Genomic DNA, 22,737 nt, shown 5'->3' with positions numbered 1-22,737 from the left:
CAAGGGGTTTATTCTATCTTTTTTTTGACGTTTTCCATGAAATAGATTCTTATTTTTATGGAAATTTTGTTTTTATGGCCCTTGATGATTTTCATACTTTTTTAAAATCACTGCAACCACAATCCTTACTTCCCAGTCATATTTCTAAGTACGATTATGTGCCTTTGGATTTATCAGTGGATAACCAAGCTTTAAAATCTGTTGATGTTGGTTCAGTAAATGAATTGCAAGATTATGTATGGAATGTCATAAGAAACCAAAATGCCAAAGTGGCTTATGGTGGTTATCTGGAAAGACGTGGCATATATCAACGAAGCGATTATTTTAATCAAGACGATCCTGATAAAGAACGTAATATCCATTTAGGATTAGATCTTTGGATTGAAGCACATACGCCAGTTTATGCGCCTTTAGAAGGTACACTTCACAGTTATGATAACAATACCAATTTTGGAGATTATGGGCCTTGTATGATCTTAAAACATCAATTTGAAGATTTCGAGTTTTATACACTATATGGCCATTTAAGTATAGAATCCTTAGAAGGGAAGCAAGTAGGTGAAAAGATTGAGAAAGGGCAACAAATAGCAACTTTGGGAACCGCTAAAGTTAACGGAGCATATCCACCTCATTTACATTTTCAAATTATAAGAGACATTCAAAATTATAAAGGCGATTATCCTGGTGTGAGTAATTTGATTGAATTAGACTTTTATAAGGAGAATTGTCCAGACCCTCAGTTGTTATTTAACTTATGAGTCTTTTATATAGTCAATAATCTTGGCAGGATTACCGCCAACAATAGCTTTTTCGGGTATATCCTTCGTAACTACTGAGCCGGCTCCAATTACAGCTCCATTTCCAATGGTTACAGGTTTAATAATTAAACTGTTCATTCCTATAAAAACATTGTCTCCTATGGTAATATCTCCTGTTGAGTATTCGGTAACACCATTACTAGATAAAATAGGGAAGTGGTTGATGATTTTTGTACCTGTGGTGATGGTCACATTTTCTCCAATGACTGTTCTTGTACCTTTAAGATTGTCAAACAAAACATCCGTGCCTATAAAAACTGATTTTCTGTTCCTAAACGTTATTCCACAAGATTTTAAAATCAACGTACGTAATGAAGGCGTAATAAAAAACTTCATAGATAAATGCAAAAACATAAATCTAAAGCCCTTTTTAATAAAGGAGAACGAAAACTTATTCCAAGTAGCCTTATGCTTCATTTCTATCTAAATTTCTGTATTTAATATGTTTTGCCGGTACACCTGCTACGATACTAATTGCCTCAACATCTTTAGTCACAACGGAACCTGAAGCAATTATAGCACCATTTCCAATTGTGTTTACAGAACTTGTAATTACCACATTATTGCATATCCAAACTTCGTCACCTATAACTAGATGAGAATTACTTGTAACATTATCGAAAATACTAAGGTTTTCGTATTCGTGTTTGTGTGTCTGTATGGTGACATTATCTGATACCGTCACATTTTTACCAAATTCTATACCACCAGAATAGTCTACTTCAATATTTCTTGAAAATGTACAAGGTCCTTTAAATATTACCTGAGCATTAGGATTTGGTTTGTCAAAATTTGTAATGACTACGTTGTTTGTCACTTCAATTTTGAGCGTATTAAATCGAAAGTAGTAATAAAGCTTTTTAAACCATTTCACAATAGGAAATGTAAATAACAAGGATGTAAAAAATCGTTGTAAAACATAATCTATTTTATAAAGAAACTTTTTCATGGTATCTAAGCCTTAAAGACAATGAATTTTGAAACAATAAACCGAATTGGAAACAGCAATCCAATGGTCAAGACCGTCGCTATTAAATAATTTAATTTTAAATATACACCAATATTAAATAACAAATTAGCCATTAGATAAAAGGCAAAAATAGAAATGAAAAATTTCACAAGTTTAGCGTTTGAATGATCTGTTCTGAACAAAACTTTTAATTGTAAAAAATACAATAGCAAATAAGAAAGTCCGTAAATAACCATAAAAGCTATCGATTCATTTACATTTAATATATCTACCAAGAGATATAACCCTGAAAAAACAAAAGTGTAGCCAATAAGACTAATGAATACGTATCTAATAAGTTGCCCTTTGGTTTTCTTATTGATCTTTTTCAAAATATTGCTTCTTTTGATAATAGAGAATCTTCTCTTGATTTTTGCGAATCCTGCCAAGCATGTCTGCCATAAGTGCATAAACAGCCAATAAGAGTGACATGCCGACTAAAGCCAATCCGAAAATACCTATACTTTTATAAGGTGTTATACTTCCATTTTGGATCCAATGTACTAGTACAAAGCCACCAAATAAAAGTCCTATTAGTAATATCACAAATGCAATGGAGCTGAAAAAGTGTAAAGGTTTATAGTCTTTAAGACATTTAAAAATTATAGAAGATGTTTTAAAGGCATATGTAGTAAGACTATTAGCCACACGGGACACTCTACCGTCAAAATATGTAACATGAACCGGTATTTGAGCTACGCGATGGCCCTTGTTGGCAAGGTCTAAAATCGTTTCATGAGTATAAGTAAAACTACCATCTAAGTTAAGGTTGAGTAAACAATCTTTAGAGTAAGCTCTAAAGCCACAAGAAGCATCTTTGATTTTAGTTCTACTCACAAAGCTCACTATTTTACTTATACGCTTGTTGCCCCAAAATTTTATTTTAGGCATTCCTTCTGGACGTCCTTTATTAAATCGGTTTCCAATAGAAAAATCGGCTTCGTTATTTATAATTGGAGCAATCATTTCTGCTATTTGTAATACATCAAACTGACCATCTGCATCAATACTAACTAATATGTCTGCACCTTGTTTTAAGGTATAATCTACAGCTGTATGGAATGCGCTTCCAACACCCTTGTTATAACTATGACTAATTACTGTTGCACCAGCCTTTTTTGCTTCAGATACAGTATTGTCAGAACTCCCATCATTAATAACTAAAAGTTCAATAACGGATACTGATTCAAGAGTTTTAGGTACAGATTGCAGAACTTCATGTATGGTGAGCCCTTCATTTAGGGCAGGCATGTATATTATAACTTTAGAGTGACTCATGGACATTAAAGATATCTGTTTAAGATTAAATAGTCTAGCCTAAATTCATTAATTATATATACAATACAAATTGAATACACTGCATAAATTATCCACTTATCTGGTATATTAAGTTTTGATGCGAGGTAGTAATATCCTAGTAGGAATCCTGGTAATAAAATTAGCCAGTACCTACTAAACCCTGTTCCAGCCAACACTAATCCTAGCATAGCCAATACAATTGAAATAATGAGCATTTTTGATCCAAGAGACAGCTTTCTGCAAAAGTAACCAGCAATAAATGCAAGTATAAGTCCGATGCTTAGGAGGTAATTTCTAAAACCATCTATTGGCACAAATAAAGATGCAAATGCAGGAATTCCATTAACTTTTTTCACCATGTGGTGCTTTTCAATACCTAAACCACATTTTATATTATATAGAATTGGATTCTCTGTAGTGAATCTATTAAAATAACTTACTTCCTTTACAGTCGAATTTTGTTCAATTGTATAAACATATTTTGCCCAAAATAATACTGGTAAACTAAAAATTAAACAATAGATCCCTATTTTCAATAATGCCTTTTTTGAAATAACCTTGTAATAGCGATAAAAATTAAATAAAACAATTACACCTAAAACAGCATATAGATATCTTGTTAAAACCAGTATTACAAAAAATAACAGCATTTTCACAAAGTGACTTGTTTTAACTTTTCTAGAAGCATAATAAATAAAGCCCCAAAAACTAAACATTAAAATCCCTTCGGGATAAAGTCTCCCGAAAAAAGTAATCCCAATTGGGTTTACTGCAGCTAAGGCTACAATAGCTAAAATTATGCTTTTCTTTAATTTCAGGTTAGATAAGAAAAGATATAAGTATCTAAAGCCTAAAACTGCTAAAATGATATGAAGTAGTTTATGAAATGTAAGTCCTATAATAGGGCTTGTGGTTGTCTTAAAAAAAGCTATAATAAAGGGAATAATTGGTGTAACTGTTGAAGGGTAATCTTTAAGATAGTATTTTCCTATTAAAATGTTAGAAGCTATTTTATTATAGGTGTTTTCATCAGCAATTAAAGGCATTATTAATGATCTAAGTGATGAAATAATACTCAGTAATATTATTAATGAAAATAGCTTATGCGCTTTTATAAAGGAAATAACTTTCACTATTATTTTTTGCAATTAATACATTGCTTTGGTTAAGATTTAAGATGCTTGAAAGATAGCAAATTAACAAAGTAATATTAATTACTGCTGTATAAACTTATCAAAATCATCAATGGCTGATGCATTTTGGTATTGATCTTCACCTACAGTTCCGCCTTCACTAGAATCATAGTCCATAGTAATCATCCATTTACCATCTTTCTTTTTTAATAGTACATGAAATTGGCCGTAATAGGCTTGTTCTTTAGTTGTGCCTTTATTCCTTACTAATTTATAAATGCCACGTTCACTTGCGTTAGACCCATTATTAATACGTTCAAAAAAACGCAATGATATATGATTGGTTTGCCCAGCATCTTTATCACGTTTATAACTTACTTTGTAGTTAGAAATATAGGTGTTGTAATCTATGATACGCCTACCACCAGAGACTCGAACTAAATCTTCAGAATGAATTTCTGCCATTAAATTATAATCCAGAGTTTCAAAGGCTTTATAGAACTTTTCCCAGGTTTGATTTATTTCCATTAAGTTTTCCTTGGATTGAGCATTTACGGAAAAGGCAAAAATTATAATGAATAATAACTGAACAAATCTTTTCATCTTAAATGGATTCTTTGTTAATCTTTTTACTGCCTAGTTGTTTACCCACAAGAAAACCAATAATTGCAAATAGTCCATCAGAAAGCGTAAACCATAATTCCTTTGGTAGCATTACAATATTAAAGCATGTAGCAGCTAACATTAATCCACCAACAATATAACTTGGCACCATCGATTTTTTAGAAATCATTGCAGCAACCAACATACCAACTACGATACCAGCAAAATGTGCAATGACAACAAATATTTTTGAACCCATAGGTATTTGGTCCATGTTGTTTTTAATCCATTCCATATCCATAGGATTTGCACCTTCTGGCAAAGGGAATAAGTTATGGCCTATTAAAGATTCGAAGATGTAAACCGTAACAGAGGCAGCAATGAAGCCAACAATAGTTGCTAATACATTTTTCATGATTATAAAATTTTAGTTAGTGCACTTAAGGTAATAAAAATAGTTTAAAGTGTGCTTAAGGTTTGATATACTGCGATTTAAAACTGATTTAATTGTGACTTTTTTAAAAATAGTGTGTCTTATTAGTAAAGGATCTAAAAATTATCCTCGATTAATGAAACATAAAGTAAATCCTTAAATGCGGATCTCTAAAAAGAAACATTAGTCCCACTAACAAAATATTAAAGACCTTGTTGTCTTTACCAAAAAATCCTGATGTCTCTCATCAGGATTTTTTAGTTTAAATATGTTTTGTTACGAATTATGAATAATTAATCATTCACTAAGACCCATTCACCTTTATCAATAAGAGGTATAGCTTGTTTATATTTTACAACTTTGCTTTCACCACTCATTACGTGTTTAATGGTAACTCTATCGTTACGACCAATCTTTGGTTGTTCTCTAACAATAGTTTCAACTACTTGCTGTTGACGAGAAGCTCCTGAACCTGCTGCTCTACTTTGTGCGGCACGCTCATCCATATTTGGAATTTCGTCTTTCTGAGTTTCAAGCCTTTCTTGCTTTCTTCGTTTAGCTTCTTGGATGGTATCTGCAGTTTCCTGTGGAATTTCTCCTTTAAATAAGAAGGAAATAACATCTTTATTAACCTGGTCTATCATGCTTTTAAAAAGCTCGAATGATTCAAATTTATAAATCAATAACGGGTCTTTTTGTTCATGCACTGCTAGCTGAACAGATTGTTTTAATTCGTCCATTTTACGCAAGTGCGTTTTCCAAGAATCATCTACAATAGCAAGCGTTATGTTCTTTTCAAAATCATTAATCAGTTGCTTACCTTTTGATTCGTAGGCTTTTTCTAAATCTGTAACAACTTGTAAGTTCTTTACACCATCTGTAAATGGAACAACGATACGTTTAAATTTATCACGTTGGGTATTGTAGACATTTTCTATTACAGGATACGCTAAATCTGCAGCACGCTGCATTTTTTCTCGATAGTGCTTAAATGCCTCTTTGTATATAGTCCCTGCAATATCTGTAGCGCTCATCTTAGCAAAGTCGGCTTCAGAAATTGGTGAAGACATTGAGAAGTAACGAATTAATTCAAACTCAAAGTTTTTATAATCGTTTGCATCTTTGTTGTTAATAGCTATACCTTCTGAGGTGTCAAAAATCATATTTGCTAAATCTACACGAAGACGTTCTCCATGTAAAGCATTACGACGACGTTTGTAAACTACTTCACGTTGTGCATTCATTACATCGTCATATTCAAGTAATCGCTTTCTAACACCGAAGTTGTTTTCTTCAACTTTTTTCTGTGCTCGTTCAATAGATTTAGAAATCATAGAATGCTGAATTACTTCACCTTCCTTAAGTCCCATTCTATCCATCATTTTAGCAATACGATCGCTTCCAAATAAACGCATTAAGTTATCTTCTAAAGAGACATAGAATTGCGAACTACCTGGATCTCCCTGACGACCAGCTCTACCACGCAACTGTCTATCTACACGACGTGAATCGTGTCGCTCTGTACCAACAATGGCTAGACCACCAGCATCTTTTACTTCGTCACTTAGTTTAATATCGGTACCACGACCTGCCATGTTAGTGGCAATGGTAACTTGACCAGCATTACCTGCTTGAGCAACAATATCCGCTTCTTTCTTATGTTGTTTTGCATTTAAGACATTATGTGAAATCTTACGAATACTCAACATCTTACCTAATAGTTCTGAAATTTCAACATTGGTTGTACCTATCAACACAGGTCGTCCTGCGTTCGAAAGTTCAGTAACTTCATCGATAACTGCATTGTATTTTTCGCGTTTAGTTTTATAAACTAAATCATCTCTATCGTCTCTAGCAATTGGTCTGTTGGTTGGTATTTCTACCACATCTAATTTGTAGATTTCCCAGAATTCACCTGCCTCTGTTACCGCAGTGCCTGTCATACCAGATAGTTTGCGATACATTCTAAAGTAGTTCTGAAGTGTTACAGTAGCAAAAGTTTGGGTGGCAGCTTCAATTTTTACATTTTCTTTCGCCTCAATAGCTTGGTGTAAACCGTCCGAATAACGTCTACCATCCATAATACGACCGGTTTGCTCATCTACAATCATAACTTTATTGTCCATGACAACGTATTGATTGTCTTTTTCAAATAGAGCATATGCTTTCAATAACTGATTAAGGGTATGGATACGCTCTGACTTTACGCCAAAATCTCTAAATAGGTCTTCTTTTAGATTGGCCTCTTCTTCTGATGATAACCCTTGGCTTTCGATCTTGGCGATTTCGGTTCCCATTTCTGGCATCACGAAGAAATTCGGATCATCTTCTCCGGATAGGAATTCGACACCTTTATCGGATAATTCTACTTGGTTATTTTTTTCGTCGATTACGTAATAGAGTTCTGCATCTACTTTTGGCATTTCTCTATTATTATCTTGCATGTAGAAGTTTTCAGTTTTTTGAAGTAACTGTTTGACACCTTCCTCGCTTAAAAACTTAATTAAGGCTTTATTTTTAGGAATACCTCTATAGGCTCTTAATAATTGAAAACCACCTTCTTTAGTATCACCAGCGGCAATAAGTTTTTTAGCCTCAGCTAATACACCAACTAAATACTTGCGTTGTACATCTTCGATTTCTTGCACCTTTGGTTTTAACTCATCAAACTCATGTTCATCACCTTTAGGTACTGGCCCGGAAATAATTAATGGTGTACGGGCGTCATCTACCAATACAGAATCCACCTCATCAACAATAGCATAATGATGAGGTCTTTGAACTAAGTCTTCTGGCGAGTGCGCCATATTATCACGTAGATAATCGAAACCAAATTCATTATTAGTCCCATAAGTAATATCTGCATTATAGGCTTTGCGTCTTGCATCAGAATTTGGTTTGTGATAGTCAATACAGTCTACGGATAAACCATGGAATTCAAATATTGGCGCCATCCATGCACTATCACGTTTGGCTAAATAGTCGTTAACCGTTACTAAGTGAACGCCTCTTCCCGCAAGAGCATTTAAATAAACCGGTAATGTAGCTACAAGTGTTTTACCTTCACCCGTTTGCATCTCTGCAATTTTACCTTGGTGCATTGCGACACCACCAATTAACTGAACATCATAATGGATCATGTCCCAAGTAATTGGTTTACCTGCTGCATCCCAAGAATTGGCCCAAATAGCTTGGTCGCCATCAAGGGTGACATAATCTTTTTCACCAGAAACTATTCTATCAAAAGCATTTGCAGTTACAGGAATTTCTGTATTATTTACAAAACGTTTTGCTGTCTCTTTTACAACAGCAAAGGCTTCAGGTAATATATCATTCAACACATCTTCTGTGATATTGTAAATGTCGTCTTCAATTTTATCGGCTTCTAGATATAAATCCTCACGCTCATCAATATCTTCTGTTATTTCTGCTTTAGCTAATAGCTCATCCTTTTTTTCCTGAAGTGGTTTTCTTGCTTCAGCAATTTTATCCTTAAACTCCTTGGTTTTAGATCTCAATTCATTGTGAGATAGCTGTTCTAAGGCAGATTCAAAGGTTTTTACTTTTTCTACAATTGGTGAAATAGCACCAACGTCTTGTTTGGATTTATCTCCAACAAAAACCTTTAATACTTTATCTAGTATACCCATGTCTATATATATTGTAAAAGATTGATTGATGTCAATCTTTGTTTTTTATGTCAGTAAAAATCTGGTCTCAAGTACCATTATTGGATTCATATAAAGAGAATCCGAAAATAAAAAAAGTCTCTCAGTTAAATTAACGCAAGAGACTTTTTTGTGATATTATTATATGTTAATATTCGTCCTCGTTCCAGAGGTAATCTTCATCAGTTGGATAGTCTGGCCAAATTTCTTCAATTGAGTCGTATGAATCACCTTCATCTTCAATTGCTTGTAAATTTTCTACAACTTCTAAAGGCGCACCAGTTCGGATTGCATAATCTATAAGTTCATCTTTCGTTGCTGGCCAAGGCGCATCGCTTAAATATGATGCTAATTCTAATGTCCAATACATTTGCGTAATGTGTTTAATTTTTTGCAAAAATAATTTTTTAGCTGAATAATTCAAGAAAAAATTAAATTAATTAATCATTAATAAAAAGAACGTGTAATTTTCAACCGTTTTCAACTTATATATTGCATTACATAAGTTAATAAGCTCAGAAATAATTTTACTTAAGATTCTTTTTGAGGAATCCATTTTATTTCATCTGCCTGCAAATCATGTGACAACTTCCGTGCCAACACAAAAAGGTAGTCAGAAAGACGATTAATGTACATCAACGTTTCAGGTTGAAAAGGTTCTAAATCATTGAGATGAGTGGCTAATCGTTCGGCTCTACGGCATACTGTACGTGCTATGTGACAGAATGACACGGTTTGATGGCCTCCAGGTAACACAAAATGTGTCATTGGTGGCAAACTTGCTTCCATCGTATCCATTTCTTTTTCTAGTACTTCTATATCGGTATTAGATATTTTTGGAATATTAAGACGTGCCTTACCATTTTTTAGTGTTGCTTTTTCTGGATCGGTTGCCAATATGGCTCCAACTGTGAATAATCGATCCTGAATATTCATCAATACATTTTTGTAATGCTGATCAATGTTTTGATCTCTTATTAATCCAATATGCGAATTTAATTCGTCTATAGTGCCGTAACTTTCTATTCTTATATGATGCTTGGGAACTCGCGTACCACCAAAAAGTGCAGTGGTGCCTTTATCTCCTGTTTTTGTATATACTTTCATAGGCGCAAAGATACAGCTTATACTCAAATTCTTAAATCGAGTAAGTCCACAAAGTCAATAAATTTATAAAGTAGTTATGATTTAGTCCTTATAGGTGTCTGAGTCAATCATACCATCAATTAGGCGAATGACTCTTTTTGCATGAGCGGCTACATCTTCTTCATGCGTGACCATAATAACAGTGTTACCATTGGCATGGATTTCATCAAATAACTCCATAATTTCTAGTGAAGTTTTAGAATCTAAATTCCCTGTAGGCTCATCCGCTAAAATTATAGATGGTTTATTCACTAATGCTCTTCCTACTGCTACGCGCTGTCTTTGTCCACCAGAAAGTTGATTTGGTTTATGGTCCATGCGATCTGCAAGACCAACGTCGGTTAAAACTTCTGATGCACGCTCTGAACGTGCTTTTTTTGAAGAACCTGCATAAATCATGGGTAAAGCGACATTATCTAAAGCCGTAGTCCTTGGCAAGAGATTGAATGTTTGAAAGACAAAACCAATTTCGGTATTTCTTATTTCGGCTAATTCATCATCTGACATCTTACTCACGTCTTTACCGTTAAGAACGTAGGTCCCGGAAGTAGGTGTGTCTAAACATCCTAATAAATTCATTAATGTAGATTTACCAGAACCTGATGGGCCCATAATAGCAACATATTCTCCTTTTTTTATGTCTAAATCTATACCTTTTAAGACATGAACCGTTTGTTGTCCTAGTTTAAAATCTCTAATGATATTTCTAATCTCAATGACGTTGTCACTCATAATTACAATTCTTAGTTGCTAAACTTCCTGCAAGATACAGGATTTTACAGTTAATAAGACGTTAAAGTTGCGAGCTTGTTACAATCTAATCTTAAAATGTTCTTTGACTTGTTCCTTACGGAAAAAAACAAACCCAAAGTGAAAAGTATCCACAGTGACTTTTACTAAATTGTGTTGTTTAATAAATTCCCAAGCTTCAGTCATTCCAGATGACCAATAAATATCATCAAAAATGAAAATTGAGTTATTATTTGCTTTTGGGAGTAGTGCCTCAAAGTAATCAATCGTAGCTTTTTTATCATGGTGTCCGTCAAAATAAATAAGATCAAAATCTGACGCCTTTATTCTAGAAATGTAAGTTTTAAATTGATCATTTATGAGTTCGACGTTTTTATAGTTAGCTAATGAACCTTGTGCAAAATTGAAGGTATTAGGACAGCCTTCTACACTAATTATTTTCTTTACTTCATTATTAATCGCCATGGCTTGTGTGGCAATTCCGAGAGAAGTGCCTAACTCTAAGATGGTTCTTGGTTTAAAGTAATTTGCTATTCTAAAAAGAAGTTTTGCTTTTTTAAATGGTGTACCAGAATTGGCCGCAATATTACTCACCTTTCTGATATTAGATTTAAAGACTTTAGAGCCAGATCCAAAATCGGTAATTGATATACTTTCATTGTTTTTTAGAAGTGATTTACGATAGGTTTTTATTGCCTGGTATTCTTCATGTTTACCTTTGTCATAAATACACTTCGTTACAAAATTATATACAAAAGGGGAATGTACTCCATGTTGATTCTTTGAAGCCTTTAGGAATTTCAAATAAGCGAGAACTCTGTACATCTAGGATTCTAATTTTTCAGCAAGTTCAAACCAACGCAATTCTTTTTCTTCAATAGTATCAATAATATTTTGTAGTTCTTCAGATAATTTTTTGATTTCCTCTTGAGATAATTCTAGATTATTGAATTTTACTTCCATGGCCATTTTGTCTAATTCTAACGACCGTATTTTTGATTCTAAGTTTTTATATTCTTTCTGTTCGTTGTAAGATAGTTTGTTGGCTTCATTGTTTTTTATCACCTTATCCACATCGGTTTTTTCTGTGGCATCAATAATTTTTGGTTTGCTACTATCATAAGTTCTAAAATCCGAATAATTACCTGGAAAATCTTCAATAATTCCATTGCCACGAAATACAAAAAGATGATCAACAATCTTATCCATAAAATACCTGTCGTGAGATACAACCAATAATACTCCAGGAAAATCTAAAAGAAAGTTTTCTAAAACATTCAGTGTTACAATATCCAAGTCATTAGTAGGCTCATCTAAAATTAAAACATTTGGGTTTTGAATTAAAACGGTGCATAGGTATAAACGTTTTTGTTCTCCACCACTTAGTTTTTCAACAAAGTCGTATTGTTTTTTTCTGTCAAAAAGGAAACGCTCAAGTAATTGTTGTGCACTTATTTGCCTACCCTTTGCTAATGGAATATAATCTCCATACTGCCTTATGACTTCAATGACTTTTTGATTTGGTTTTACGCTAATTCCACCTTGTGTATAATAACCTATCTTAACAGTTTCGCCGAGTATAATTTTACCATTATCAGGCTGTAGACTCTGAGTCAATAAATTGAGAAATGTGGACTTACCTGTCCCGTTTTTTCCAATAACACCTATACGCTCACCTTTCTTAAATGTATAATCAAAACCATCGAGAATTTTCTTGTCCTTAAATGCTTTAGAGACGTTGTGAAATTCAATAATCTTGCTTCCCAGACGTTCCATGTTAATCTCTAATTGAACCTCATGGTCTTTTCTTCTTTGATGCGCTTTTTTCTTAATTTCAAAAAAATCGTCAATTCTACTTTTTGATTTGGTGGTGCGTGCTTTAGGTTGGCGTCGCATCCAATCTAATTCTTTTTTAAAGAGCTGTTTTGCCTTGCCAGTTTCAGATAATTCATTGGCAATACGTGCTTCTTTTTTTTCTAAGTAATAGGAATAATTACCCTTGTAAGTAAATAATTGCCCATGGTCTAATTCTATGATTTCGTTGCATACACGTTCTAAAAAATAACGGTCGTGAGTTACCATAAAAAGTGTTTGCTGTGTTTTTGAGAAATACTCTTCTAACCATTCAATCATTTCCAGATCTAAATGGTTTGTAGGTTCATCTAAAATTAATATATCAGGTTTACTTAATATGGCTTGTGCCAATGCCAATCGTTTTTTTTGCCCACCCGAAAGCGTACTAACCTTTTGTGATATATTATCTATTTTAAGTTGGGAAAGTGTTTGTTGATACTGGGTTTCAAATTCCCATGCATTATTTCTGTCCATAGCTTCAAATGCCAATTGATAGGCTTCTGTGTCTTCAGGATTTTTTAATGCATTTTCATATCCTTCAATGATTTTTAATATGGGTATATCAGAGGCAAAAATGGTCTCTTCTACCGTTAGTTTTTTATCTAAGTCTGGTTCCTGGTCTAAAAAAGATAATTTAAGTCCCTTTCGCACAACTACTTGCCCAATATCTGGTGAGTCTTTACCTGATATAATATTTAGAATAGAAGTTTTACCACTTCCATTTTTGGCTATAAATGCAATTTTTTGATCTTTATGGATACTAAATGACAAATCCTCAAAGAGTACAAGTTCACCATAAGATTTTGATATATTTTCTACATTGAGGTAATTCACGAGTAATTTTTTACAAAGAACGTAAATAAACCAAAAAGAAACTATATAGTTTTGTTATTGATAGCGATAAGTTATATTTGTGAAACAGCTATACAAAAGCATAAATGAAAAGTAAAATTTTGTTTTTTGGATTGGTCTTGTGTATTGGATTATCATCATGCGTACCTCACAAGGACTTGGTTTATCTTCAGAATAAAGAAAACGCTTTAGATTCTTTAGCATCAAATAATCTTACCGAAATTCAGAAGCCATACCGAATTCAAGTTAACGATATTTTAAATATTAGGGTGAAAGCTTTAGATCAGGATAAAGTTTCTATTTACAACCCTGTAGGTGATGAAAATCTTAATGCAGATAGCCAAGAGCGCGCATATTTTGACGGTTTTACAGTGGATGTGCATGGTAATATTAGAATTCCGGTTCTTGGAGAAATTAATGTACTTGGATATACTACAGAAGAAATTCAGAAGTTATTAGAAAAGAAGTTGCTCGAAGATCAATTTAAAGAAACAGCAAATATTTTTGTCACGGTTAAATTAGCGGGTTTACGTTATGTAACTAGTGGTGAGGTTAATAGTCCAGGTACACAGGTGTTGTTTCAAGATAGAGTGAATATTTTTGAAGCCATTGCTAATGCAGGTGAAATCACACAAACGGGTGATAGGAAAGAGGTTATGTTAATAAGGCAATATCCTCAAGGTCAGCAAATACATAAATTAGATTTAACGGACGTCAATGTTATGAAATCACCTTATTATCATATCCAAAATAACGATATGATTTATGTCAAACCAATAAGACAGAAATCTTGGGGAACAGGTTTAACAGGAACACAAACAATTACAACTTTAATTACTGTAATGGGTCTAGTTACTACAAGTATTCTATTAATTGATAGACTGTAATATATGTCAGATTTTGATTATGAATTAGAGACCAATGAATCAAATCAAATAAATTTTGATCTCAAAGGCTTATTCTTTAAAATAATAGGTTATTGGCCTTTAATTTTAATTTCTGTTCTAATAGCATTGGGCATTGCTTATTATGTAAATGTAAGAAAGCAAAATGTTTATCAATTAGAGAGTTTGATTTCCGTTGAAAATGAGCAGAGTCCTTTCTTTACAACAAATACGAGCATTTCATTTAATTGGGGCGGTGTTTCAGGTAAAGTAGGAAAGGTTGTCACAGAGCTTAATACAAGAACTCATAACGAATTAGTCGTAGATTCTTTAGAGTTTTATAAGCAATATTTAAGAGAAGGGAAATACAATCTTATTGATATTTACAAAAAATCACCTTTTGAAGTTATTATCGATAAAACTTCACCTCAAATGCTTGGTAGGTTAATAGAAATACAACCTATTGATGAAGGTTCTTTTCAACTTATAGTTGATTTTGAGGGTTTAAAAAGTGTGGGTTGTCAAAACTACTCATCAAGAAATATTGAGCAAAAAACAATTGGTCAATCTATATATAACCAAAAGCATACTTATGGTAGAGGCATTAGTCTACCGTTTTTTAGTGGTACAATTACAAGAAACAGTAATATAGGTTATGTCCCAGAATCTAGACACTACTTTAGATTTTTGAATTTTGATGCCGTTGTAAATCAATACAAAAATGTAGTAAGAGCTACGCCAAAATCTAGAGATGCATCTTCGATTTTAAGAATGCAAATGATTGGTAACAACAAATCGAGAATAGTTGATTACTTAAATGCTACTGTTGAGATTTTAGCTCGTACTGAACTTGAAAGGAAAAACTTATACGCAACTAATACTATAAAATTTATTGATAGCAGTCTTGCTGAAGTTGATGCAATATTGAAAGCAGGCACGACTGAAATGAGTGATTTCAGAAGACGAAATAAAGTGTTTGATGTAACAGATGAACTCGCAGTTGCGTCTGAAAACCTTAAAGAACTAGATCAATCTAAAGAATTAGAAAAATCGAAGCTACAGTATCTCAATTCACTAGAAAATTATTTATCAACTCAAAAAGACTATACGAAAATAGTTGCACCAACATCGGTTGGAATAAATGAAGCAAATATTATAGCGAGCGTTCAAAGTATTACTATGCTTGCTATAGAGCGACAAAAATTAGAATATACAACGCAACCTGGTAATGTGCTGTTTGATGATTTGGATAGACGAATCAATGCAGAAAAAAATGTTCTTTTAGAAACCATAACAGCAACAAAGCGAACGATTAGTTTTCAATTAAATGATATTAACAATAATATTGCAAAGCTTGAATCTGAACTGAGAAATTTACCTGAAGACCAACAGGAATTTTTAAAAATTCAACGAAAGTTAGATTTGAGTATCGAGACGTTTAATGTTTATCAGAGTAAACTAAGTGAAGCGAAAATTATTAAAGCGGCAAATGTTTCAGATATTTCATTTATTGATAAGGCCAAAGATGTTGGAGGTGGTAAAATTGGGCCAAATACCTCATTAAATTATATTATGGCATCCTTACTGGGATTTGGCCTGCCAATACTTTTAATTTTTGTCTTATATCTTCTAGATAATAATATTCATAATACTGGTGAGGTAGAAAAATTATCTAGAATACCAATTCTTGGCCTCATCGGAAAATTTATACACACCAATAATCTTGTTGTCTTTGAAAAACCAAAATCTACAGTGGCCGAATCTTTTAGGGCTATACGTTCTAGTTTGCAGTTCATTTATAGGCAACAATCAAAATCTGAAGAGAAGGGTAAAACTCTCATGGTGACATCATCAATAAGTGGCGAAGGAAAAACGTTTTGTTCAATAAATATTTCTACTGTATATGCACTGTCTGGTAAAAAGACAATTCTGCTTGGCTTGGATCTTAGAAAGCCAAAAATATTCGGTGATTTTGATCTCGACAATGACAAAGGAATTGTTAATTATTTAATTGGCGAAGAAGAGTTGGAGAATACTATTGTAAGTACCCATATTGAAAATTTGGATTTGATTTCTTCAGGACCTATACCTCCCAATCCTTCTGAATTATTAATGAGTAAGAAACTTAAAAATGCTATTGATAAACTGAGAGATTCTTATGATTTTATAGTATTGGATACGCCACCTCTAGGATTGGTCGCTGATGCACTAGAATTATCACATTATGCCGATGCTACTATATATATGATCAGATTTGATTATACCAAAAAAGGTATGTTACAGTTGGTGAATGCTAAGTATAAAAATGGAGAAGTTAAAAACATTAGTTTTGTTCTCAATTTTTATAAATATAAAGCCAGATACGGTTATGGCTATGGTTACGGTTATGGCTATGGTTATGGCTATGGAAGTTATGGAAATTCGTACCATAAAAATGAAAAACAATCTATTTGGGTTAAGGCTGAGAAATTGATAACAGGTAAAAAGAAATAATTTTAGTTTGATAACACGTTCTCAATTAAGAGTAAAACGTTATTTTGATTTTATTTTGGCATTGATACTATTGCCAATTTTGATTCTACCGATAATTTTATTAATTCTAATCTGTAGTATCGACACTAAAAACTGGGGAGTTTTTTCACAGTTTAGGGTCGGTCAACAAGGTAATCTTTTCAAGATATATAAGTTAAGAACATTAAAGGAAGAAAAACATCATTTAGGGCAACTGGACAGAAGTGCTACAAGCTTTGGGAAATTTTTAAGAAGAACTAAACTAGATGAACTCCCGCAAATTTTTAACGTTTTAAAAGGTGATATGAGTTTTGTTGGCCCGAGACCTGATTTACAAGGTTTTGCGGATGAGTTAGAAGGTGATGATAGGAAAATTTTAATTGTTAAACCAGGCATAACTGGCCCTGCAACTTTGAAATACAGAGATGAAGAACGTGTATTAGAACGACAAAAAGATCCTGAGCAATACAATAGAACGATTATTTGGGTAGATAAAGTGAAAATCAACAAAAAGTACGTAGAGAATTACAGTTTTTATTTAGATTTGAAATTCATTATAAAATCTACTTTTAACAAATGACTTACACAAAAGATAAAATTGCCATAATTGGTTTAGGTTATGTCGGTTTGCCACTTGCCGTTGAATTTGCGAAGCAGTTCTTGGTTGTTGGGTTTGATATTAACAAACAACGAATCAATGAATTAAATTCCGGTGTAGATAATACTTTAGAAGTTGAAGATGAAGATCTCAAAGCAGTTCTTACTTCGAATTTAAATTCTGATTTAGGTTTGTATATCACGGATGATGTTGATGCCCTGGCGGCTGCTAATATTTATATAGTGACAGTACCAACACCAACAGACGCATTAAATAAACCAGTATTTACTCCTTTAATAAAAGCCAGTGAATCTGTAGGTAGAGTTTTGGCAAAGGATGATATTGTTGTCTATGAATCTACAGTATATCCAGGAGCAACTGAAGATATTTGTATTCCAGTGCTTGAAAAAACTTCTGGTTTAACTTACAATAAAGACTTTTACGCAGGATATTCACCAGAAAGAATAAATCCTGGAGATAAGAAACATACTGTAACCAAGATTTTAAAGGTAACATCGGGTTCAACTCCAGAAATAGCTAAAAAAGTTGATAATCTTTATAAAAAAGTAATTACAGCTGGGACACATTTAGCACCTTCTATTAAAGTAGCGGAAGCAGCCAAGGTGATTGAAAACTCACAGCGTGATATAAATATTGCTTTTGTGAATGAGTTGTCTAAGATTTTCAGAATTTTAGATATTGATACAAAAGCTGTTTTAGAAGCAGCAGGCACTAAGTGGAATTTTTTAAAGTTTTCTCCTGGACTAGTAGGTGGTCATTGTATCGGTGTAGATCCATATTACTTAGCGCAAAAGGCGATTGAGTCAGGATATAATCCAGAGATTATTCTTGCTGGGCGTAAGATGAATGATAGCATGGGAAGTTATGTAGCTACTGAGACGGTTAAGATGATGATTAATAAAGGAGCAACAATTAAAGGCTCTAAAACATTGGTTTTAGGCATTACCTTTAAGGAGAATTGTCCTGATATTAGAAATTCTAGAGTAATTGATATTATTCAAGAATTACAATCTTATCATGTCAATGTTGATGTATATGATCCATGGGCATCTAAAGCTGAGGTAAAACACGAGTATGGTTTAGACTTAATATCAGATATTAAGAATTTAGATTCAGATTATGATGCAATAATTTTAGCAGTATCGCACAAAGAATTCTTAGAAATCAATTTAAATAAGTTAAAAGCAAGTGGATGTGTAACCTTTGATGTTAAATCCTTGCTTCCTGTTGATACTATTGACGCACGTCTTTAAAATACAATAAACCATATTATGTACTCAAATCCGCACCACCATCAAGATATTTCGCAGTTAAGTTTTTTAATTACTGGAGGAGGAGGTTTTATAGGTTCTAATTTAGTGGAATACCTTTTAAAGTATAATGCCAAAAAAGTTAGAGTTTTAGATAACTTTTCTAATGGTTACCGAGAAAATCTACAAGAGTTTATGCAGAATCCTGCCTTTGAGTTGATTGAAGGTGATATTCGTAATCTTGATACATGTAAAAGAGCGATGGAGGATATGGATTATGTATCTCATCAAGCCGCATTAGGCTCTGTTCCACGCTCAATAAACGATCCGGCAACTACCAATGAAGTCAACATATCGGGCTTTTTAAATATGATGATTGCTCTCAAGGATAGTAAAACTGTGAAACGGATGGTTTATGCTGCATCAAGTTCTACTTATGGTGACAGTAAATCTTTACCTAAAGTTGAAGACAAAATAGGTAAGCCGTTATCTCCATATGCGGTTACAAAGTATGTTAATGAGTTGTACGCAGATGTATTCGGAACAACTTATGATACTGATGTAATTGGATTAAGATATTTTAATGTCTTTGGGCCTAAACAAAGTCCAAATGGTGCTTATGCTGCCGTAATTCCATTGTTTATGCAAGCCTTAAAAGATGATATTCCTTCAAAGATTAATGGCGACGGTGAACAAACTCGCGATTTTACTTTTATAGATAATGTTGTTCAGGCTAACGTTAAAGGCTTTTTTGCTTCAAAAGATGCTAAAAATGAGGTCTTTAATGTAGCTTGTGGAGAACGCATTACTATTAATTATTTATGGGATTCACTAAGATTAGCAGCTGGGTCAGAATTAAAGGCAATTTATGGACCACCACGACAAGGCGATGTCAGAGATTCTTTAGCAGATATTTCAAAAGCTGAACGTTTATTAGCTTACAAACCTCAGTATACTGTTCGAGAAGGCTTGAAAATTACCTGGGATTCCTTTAATTAATTTTCTGAAAATTAGTTTATACAATTTTGGTTTGACATATTGTTAAAATCACTTTAATAAGTGCAATTATAAATCATTAATTCGCAAGGTTTCATTTGTTATATTCGCTCATACTAAAATGTGATAATTGAAAACAACCGAAGAAAATTGGTTATATACTATCTCCTCAAGGAAAAAATTAATTGATTTTAATTTTAAGGAGATTTGGCGCTATCGCGATTTGTTGGTTCTTTTTGTAAAAAGAGATGTTATCACATTATATAAGCAGACTATTCTTGGACCGCTTTGGTATTTTTTACAACCGCTATTTACTTCATTAATATTTACTCTAATTTTTAACAATCTTGCTGATATACCAACTGGAGAAGGTATTCCAAATTTCCTTTTTAATCTGGCTGGTGTTACGACTTGGAATTACTTTAAAGATTGCCTAATTGGTACAAGTGATACATTTAAAAAAAATGAAAATATTTTTGGAAAAGTATATTTTCCTCGTGTTATAATGCCAATGTCCGTAGTGGTTTCTAACTTATTGAAATATGCAATCCAACTGGTTTTGTTTTTAGGTTTCTATATTTATTTTAAATCCCTTTCTGGAGAATATAATGACTTAATGCCACAATTTTCCTTTTTATTATTTCCGATATTGGTTGTGTTAATGGCGATGCTTGGTTTAGGTTTAGGAATGATTATCACATCCATGACGACTAAATACAGGGATTTAAAATTCTTGATTCAGTTTGCTGTGCAATTATTAATGTACGGTTCAGCAGTGATGTACCCAATGTCATATTTTAAAGAGAAGTTACCAGATTACTATTGGTTAATTGAGTGGAATCCTATAGCGATTATCGTGGAATCTTTTAGAACAATGGTATTTGATAATACCGAATTAAATATAACGATGCTTATTTATGCATCAGTAATCAGTTCTTTAATTTTCTTATTTGGATTAGTTATTTTTAACAGAACGGAAAAAAGTTTTATAGATACTATTTAATGGAATCTAATGTTATTTTAAAAGCTGAGAATGTTGGTAAAATTTATCGATTAGGATTGGTCGGTACTGGTACGATTAGTCATGACTTAAATAGATGGTGGTACAAAATTAGGGGAAAGGAAGATCCATATTTAAAGGTTGTTGAAACCAATGTTCGCAGTACTAAAGGAAAATCAGATTATGTTTGGGCTATAAATGACATTTCATTTGAAGTTGAAAAAGGTGAGGTTCTTGGCATTATTGGTAAAAATGGCGCAGGTAAATCTACCCTTTTAAAAATCTTATCAAGAGTCACATTGCCTACACAAGGTATAATAAAGACCAAAGGACGAATTGCTTCGTTATTAGAGGTAGGAACGGGATTTCACCCAGAAATGACGGGTCGAGAAAATATTTATCTCAATGGTGCAATATTAGGAATGACAAAAGCTGAGATCAATGATAAAATAGATGAAATTATTGAGTTCTCAGGTTGTGAACGATTTATAGACACGCCAGTAAAACGATATTCTTCTGGTATGAAAGTGCGATTGGCATTTGCGGTTGCCGCACATTTAGAGCCAGATATTTTAGTTGTAGACGAGGTACTCGCTGTCGGAGATGCTGAATTCCAGAAAAAGGCAATTGGTAAAATGCAAGATATTAGCCAAGGTGAAGGTAGAACGGTATTGTTTGTTAGTCATGATATGAATGCAATATTAAAACTTACTACTCGGGTTATTTTACTAGAAAACGGTACTATTTCCAAAATTGGAAATCCTAAAGAGATTGTTGATGACTACATTATAGGTGAAACTAAAGCAAAAACTCATAAAGTATGGTCTCAAGGCGAGGAACCAGGAAACATTAATGCTAAGTTAAAATCAATTTCTGTGACAAATTCCAAAAACGAATTGAATTTTGATTTTGATGTTACGGAAGAGATTCGGGTTAACATTGAATACTTAAATACAAATAGGGATAATAAGAACACTGCAATAATTCATATTATTGACGAAAAGGATGTGATACTTTTTGCATCAAACGAATTCGACAATCCTGATTGGAAAAAGATTCATAATAATGATAATAGTATTATTAAAACGACTTGTAGAGTGCCTGGTAACTTCTTGGCTGAAGGTAGATATAAAGTTTTGGTTGCAATAGGTAGTTATAATCCACATATGCTGCACGTAAAACTGAATAATGCCCTAACATTTATGGTAATTGATAAACCTCAATTTGAAAAGGATAGAATTAATGTGGGAGGTAAGTGGCCTGGACTAATTAGACCAATGCTTCAATGGGATATTGAAAAAAGCAATTTAGAATGAAAAAATTTCTAAGAAGACTAGTTAATGGTCCAGATAAAAAGAAGGTTACTCCTAGTAAATTTATGAAAGATAACCCTCTCTATGCTAAATATTCTATAGGAACCATGACCTATGGATTTCCAAAAGTTTATGATTATAATGATGGTACGGATTTGGAGATTGGTAGCTTCTGCTCCTTTGCTGATAACGTTAATATTTTAATTGGAGGTGAACATCATAGCGATTTTGTCTCAACCTTTCCATTCACTACTTTTTTCAAAGGCGATTATCAAATAAGAGATAAAAAATCCAAAGGTGGTGTAAAAATTGGTAATGACGTTTGGGTAGCGAATAATGTTACAATATTATCAGGTATAACAATAGGTGATGGCGCGGTACTAGGCGCTGGTAGTGTTGTTACAAAAGATGTAAAAGATTATGAAATAGTTGGAGGTAATCCTGCAAAGCATCTAAAATATAGATTTACAGATGAACAAATTTCAAATATGAAAGCAGTTGCTTGGTGGGATTGGGATATGGATAAAATCAAAGCTAATTACAGTCTAATAATGTCTAATAATATTGATTTATTTATAGAAAAACATAGGGTTTAATAC

The 22,737-nt window shown here is 33.0% G+C and carries 22 protein-coding genes; 9 read left to right on the top strand and 13 right to left on the bottom strand.

Annotated elements, in window-relative coordinates:
• The first annotated feature begins 74 nt into the window (after positions 1–74).
• Complete coding sequence (locus tag ACFWV9_RS11380) at positions 75–758, top strand: peptidoglycan DD-metalloendopeptidase family protein (protein WP_411895342.1); 684 nt, start codon at positions 75–77, stop codon at positions 756–758.
• Here the strand turns inward: ACFWV9_RS11380 and ACFWV9_RS11375 are convergent.
• The 13 genes from ACFWV9_RS11375 to ACFWV9_RS11315 all read right to left on the bottom strand — a co-directional run bounded on the left by ACFWV9_RS11375 (position 753) and on the right by ACFWV9_RS11315 (position 13,547).
• Entirely contained in the window at positions 753–1,235 is a 483-nt protein-coding gene (locus ACFWV9_RS11375; protein WP_411895341.1) for an acyltransferase, read from the bottom strand. The genes ACFWV9_RS11380 and ACFWV9_RS11375 overlap by 6 nt on opposite strands.
• Entirely contained in the window at positions 1,225–1,767 is a 543-nt protein-coding gene (locus ACFWV9_RS11370; RefSeq protein ID WP_411895340.1) for an acyltransferase, read from the bottom strand. Before ACFWV9_RS11370 ends, ACFWV9_RS11375 begins: the two co-directional genes overlap by 11 nt.
• Positions 1,768–1,772: 5 nt before the next feature.
• A complete protein-coding gene (locus tag ACFWV9_RS11365; RefSeq protein ID WP_411895339.1) occupies positions 1,773–2,237 on the bottom strand; it encodes a GtrA family protein in 465 nt (154 codons plus the stop codon).
• The gene (locus ACFWV9_RS11360; protein ID WP_411895338.1) at positions 2,143–3,078 is read right to left on the bottom strand and encodes a glycosyltransferase family 2 protein; all 936 of its coding nucleotides are present in this window, start codon (positions 3,076–3,078) and stop codon (positions 2,143–2,145) included. The genes ACFWV9_RS11365 and ACFWV9_RS11360 overlap by 95 nt, the downstream gene beginning before the upstream one ends.
• Positions 3,079–3,110: 32 nt before the next feature.
• Positions 3,111–4,172, bottom strand: coding sequence for a hypothetical protein (locus ACFWV9_RS11355; RefSeq protein WP_411895337.1), 1,062 nt, complete (start codon positions 4,170–4,172; stop codon positions 3,111–3,113).
• A gap of 168 nt (positions 4,173–4,340) precedes the next feature.
• Positions 4,341–4,862, bottom strand: a complete 522-nt coding sequence (locus tag ACFWV9_RS11350) for a DUF4440 domain-containing protein (RefSeq protein WP_411895336.1) — start codon at positions 4,860–4,862, stop codon at positions 4,341–4,343.
• Between the two features lies 1 nt (position 4,863).
• Positions 4,864–5,277 carry a hypothetical protein gene (locus tag ACFWV9_RS11345; RefSeq protein ID WP_411895335.1) on the bottom strand — a complete coding sequence of 138 codons (414 nt, stop codon included), beginning with the start codon at positions 5,275–5,277 and terminating at the stop codon, positions 4,864–4,866.
• A gap of 311 nt (positions 5,278–5,588) precedes the next feature.
• Positions 5,589–8,945 carry a preprotein translocase subunit SecA gene (gene secA, locus ACFWV9_RS11340; protein ID WP_411895334.1) on the bottom strand — a complete coding sequence of 1,119 codons (3,357 nt, stop codon included), beginning with the start codon at positions 8,943–8,945 and terminating at the stop codon, positions 5,589–5,591.
• Positions 8,946–9,111: 166 nt separating this feature from the next.
• On the bottom strand, positions 9,112–9,333 hold the full coding sequence (locus ACFWV9_RS11335) for a DUF2795 domain-containing protein (RefSeq protein WP_008272287.1): 222 nt from the start codon (positions 9,331–9,333) through the stop codon (positions 9,112–9,114).
• Positions 9,334–9,494: 161 nt separating this feature from the next.
• A complete protein-coding gene (locus tag ACFWV9_RS11330) occupies positions 9,495–10,070 on the bottom strand; it encodes a cob(I)yrinic acid a,c-diamide adenosyltransferase (protein WP_411895333.1) in 576 nt (191 codons plus the stop codon).
• Between the two features lie 81 nt (positions 10,071–10,151).
• A complete protein-coding gene (locus tag ACFWV9_RS11325; protein ID WP_411895332.1) occupies positions 10,152–10,841 on the bottom strand; it encodes an ABC transporter ATP-binding protein in 690 nt (229 codons plus the stop codon).
• Positions 10,842–10,919: 78 nt separating this feature from the next.
• The gene (locus ACFWV9_RS11320; protein ID WP_411895331.1) at positions 10,920–11,684 is read right to left on the bottom strand and encodes an O-methyltransferase; all 765 of its coding nucleotides are present in this window, start codon (positions 11,682–11,684) and stop codon (positions 10,920–10,922) included.
• On the bottom strand, positions 11,685–13,547 hold the full coding sequence (locus tag ACFWV9_RS11315) for an ABC-F family ATP-binding cassette domain-containing protein (RefSeq protein WP_411895330.1): 1,863 nt from the start codon (positions 13,545–13,547) through the stop codon (positions 11,685–11,687).
• Between the two features lie 104 nt (positions 13,548–13,651).
• Here ACFWV9_RS11315 and ACFWV9_RS11310 point away from each other — a divergent pair, with 104 nt between their 5' ends.
• From ACFWV9_RS11310 to ACFWV9_RS11275, 8 genes are all read left to right on the top strand, one after another.
• Positions 13,652–14,452 carry a polysaccharide biosynthesis/export family protein gene (locus ACFWV9_RS11310; RefSeq protein WP_411895329.1) on the top strand — a complete coding sequence of 267 codons (801 nt, stop codon included), beginning with the start codon at positions 13,652–13,654 and terminating at the stop codon, positions 14,450–14,452.
• A 3-nt stretch (positions 14,453–14,455) separates the two neighbouring features.
• Positions 14,456–16,942: a polysaccharide biosynthesis tyrosine autokinase gene (locus ACFWV9_RS11305; RefSeq protein WP_411895328.1), complete on the top strand. Its 2,487-nt coding sequence runs from the start codon at positions 14,456–14,458 to the stop codon at positions 16,940–16,942.
• Positions 16,943–16,949: 7 nt separating this feature from the next.
• Positions 16,950–17,540: a sugar transferase gene (locus tag ACFWV9_RS11300; protein WP_411895327.1), complete on the top strand. Its 591-nt coding sequence runs from the start codon at positions 16,950–16,952 to the stop codon at positions 17,538–17,540.
• Complete coding sequence (locus ACFWV9_RS11295) at positions 17,537–18,832, top strand: nucleotide sugar dehydrogenase (protein ID WP_411895326.1); 1,296 nt, start codon at positions 17,537–17,539, stop codon at positions 18,830–18,832. The genes ACFWV9_RS11300 and ACFWV9_RS11295 overlap by 4 nt, the downstream gene beginning before the upstream one ends.
• Positions 18,833–18,850: 18 nt before the next feature.
• Positions 18,851–19,828 (top strand): SDR family oxidoreductase, encoded by a 978-nt coding sequence (locus ACFWV9_RS11290; protein WP_411895325.1) that lies wholly within the window; start codon positions 18,851–18,853, stop codon positions 19,826–19,828.
• Positions 19,829–19,955: 127 nt separating this feature from the next.
• Positions 19,956–20,828 carry an ABC transporter permease gene (locus tag ACFWV9_RS11285; protein ID WP_411895324.1) on the top strand — a complete coding sequence of 291 codons (873 nt, stop codon included), beginning with the start codon at positions 19,956–19,958 and terminating at the stop codon, positions 20,826–20,828.
• Positions 20,828–22,141 (top strand): ABC transporter ATP-binding protein, encoded by a 1,314-nt coding sequence (locus tag ACFWV9_RS11280; RefSeq protein WP_411895323.1) that lies wholly within the window; start codon positions 20,828–20,830, stop codon positions 22,139–22,141. Before ACFWV9_RS11285 ends, ACFWV9_RS11280 begins: the two co-directional genes overlap by 1 nt.
• Positions 22,138–22,734 carry a CatB-related O-acetyltransferase gene (locus ACFWV9_RS11275; protein ID WP_411895322.1) on the top strand — a complete coding sequence of 199 codons (597 nt, stop codon included), beginning with the start codon at positions 22,138–22,140 and terminating at the stop codon, positions 22,732–22,734. Before ACFWV9_RS11280 ends, ACFWV9_RS11275 begins: the two co-directional genes overlap by 4 nt.
• Positions 22,735–22,737 lie beyond the last annotated feature (3 nt).

It is taken from the genome of Winogradskyella sp. A2 (assembly GCF_046762865.1).
In the GTDB taxonomy this organism is placed as follows: Bacteria; Bacteroidota; Bacteroidia; order Flavobacteriales; family Flavobacteriaceae; genus Winogradskyella.
The sequence above is the reverse complement of the archived record's forward strand: the minus strand, read 5'-3'. Positions and strand labels throughout refer to the sequence as shown.

Bases quoted from the DNA above. Each gene is read 5' to 3' on its own strand.
- secA (WP_411895334.1), bottom strand. From the start codon at position 8,945: ATGGGTATACTAGATAAAGTATTAAAGGTTTTTGTTGGAGATAAATCC.
- ACFWV9_RS11380 (WP_411895342.1), top strand. From the start codon at position 75: ATGGCCCTTGATGATTTTCATACTTTTTTAAAATCACTGCAACCACAA.
- ACFWV9_RS11290 (WP_411895325.1), top strand. From the start codon at position 18,851: ATGTACTCAAATCCGCACCACCATCAAGATATTTCGCAGTTAAGTTTT.
- ACFWV9_RS11295 (WP_411895326.1), top strand. From the start codon at position 17,537: ATGACTTACACAAAAGATAAAATTGCCATAATTGGTTTAGGTTATGTC.
- ACFWV9_RS11310 (WP_411895329.1), top strand. From the start codon at position 13,652: ATGAAAAGTAAAATTTTGTTTTTTGGATTGGTCTTGTGTATTGGATTA.
- ACFWV9_RS11275 (WP_411895322.1), top strand. From the start codon at position 22,138: ATGAAAAAATTTCTAAGAAGACTAGTTAATGGTCCAGATAAAAAGAAG.
- ACFWV9_RS11350 (WP_411895336.1), bottom strand. From the start codon at position 4,862: ATGAAAAGATTTGTTCAGTTATTATTCATTATAATTTTTGCCTTTTCC.
- ACFWV9_RS11320 (WP_411895331.1), bottom strand. From the start codon at position 11,684: ATGTACAGAGTTCTCGCTTATTTGAAATTCCTAAAGGCTTCAAAGAAT.
- ACFWV9_RS11355 (WP_411895337.1), bottom strand. From the start codon at position 4,172: ATGCCTTTAATTGCTGATGAAAACACCTATAATAAAATAGCTTCTAAC.
- ACFWV9_RS11280 (WP_411895323.1), top strand. From the start codon at position 20,828: ATGGAATCTAATGTTATTTTAAAAGCTGAGAATGTTGGTAAAATTTAT.
- ACFWV9_RS11305 (WP_411895328.1), top strand. From the start codon at position 14,456: ATGTCAGATTTTGATTATGAATTAGAGACCAATGAATCAAATCAAATA.
- ACFWV9_RS11345 (WP_411895335.1), bottom strand. From the start codon at position 5,277: ATGAAAAATGTATTAGCAACTATTGTTGGCTTCATTGCTGCCTCTGTT.
- ACFWV9_RS11330 (WP_411895333.1), bottom strand. From the start codon at position 10,070: ATGAAAGTATATACAAAAACAGGAGATAAAGGCACCACTGCACTTTTT.
- ACFWV9_RS11335 (WP_008272287.1), bottom strand. From the start codon at position 9,333: ATGTATTGGACATTAGAATTAGCATCATATTTAAGCGATGCGCCTTGG.
- ACFWV9_RS11370 (WP_411895340.1), bottom strand. From the start codon at position 1,767: ATGAAAAAGTTTCTTTATAAAATAGATTATGTTTTACAACGATTTTTT.
- ACFWV9_RS11375 (WP_411895341.1), bottom strand. From the start codon at position 1,235: ATGAAGCATAAGGCTACTTGGAATAAGTTTTCGTTCTCCTTTATTAAA.
- ACFWV9_RS11360 (WP_411895338.1), bottom strand. From the start codon at position 3,078: ATGCCTGCCCTAAATGAAGGGCTCACCATACATGAAGTTCTGCAATCT.
- ACFWV9_RS11365 (WP_411895339.1), bottom strand. From the start codon at position 2,237: ATGCACTTATGGCAGACATGCTTGGCAGGATTCGCAAAAATCAAGAGA.
- ACFWV9_RS11325 (WP_411895332.1), bottom strand. From the start codon at position 10,841: ATGAGTGACAACGTCATTGAGATTAGAAATATCATTAGAGATTTTAAA.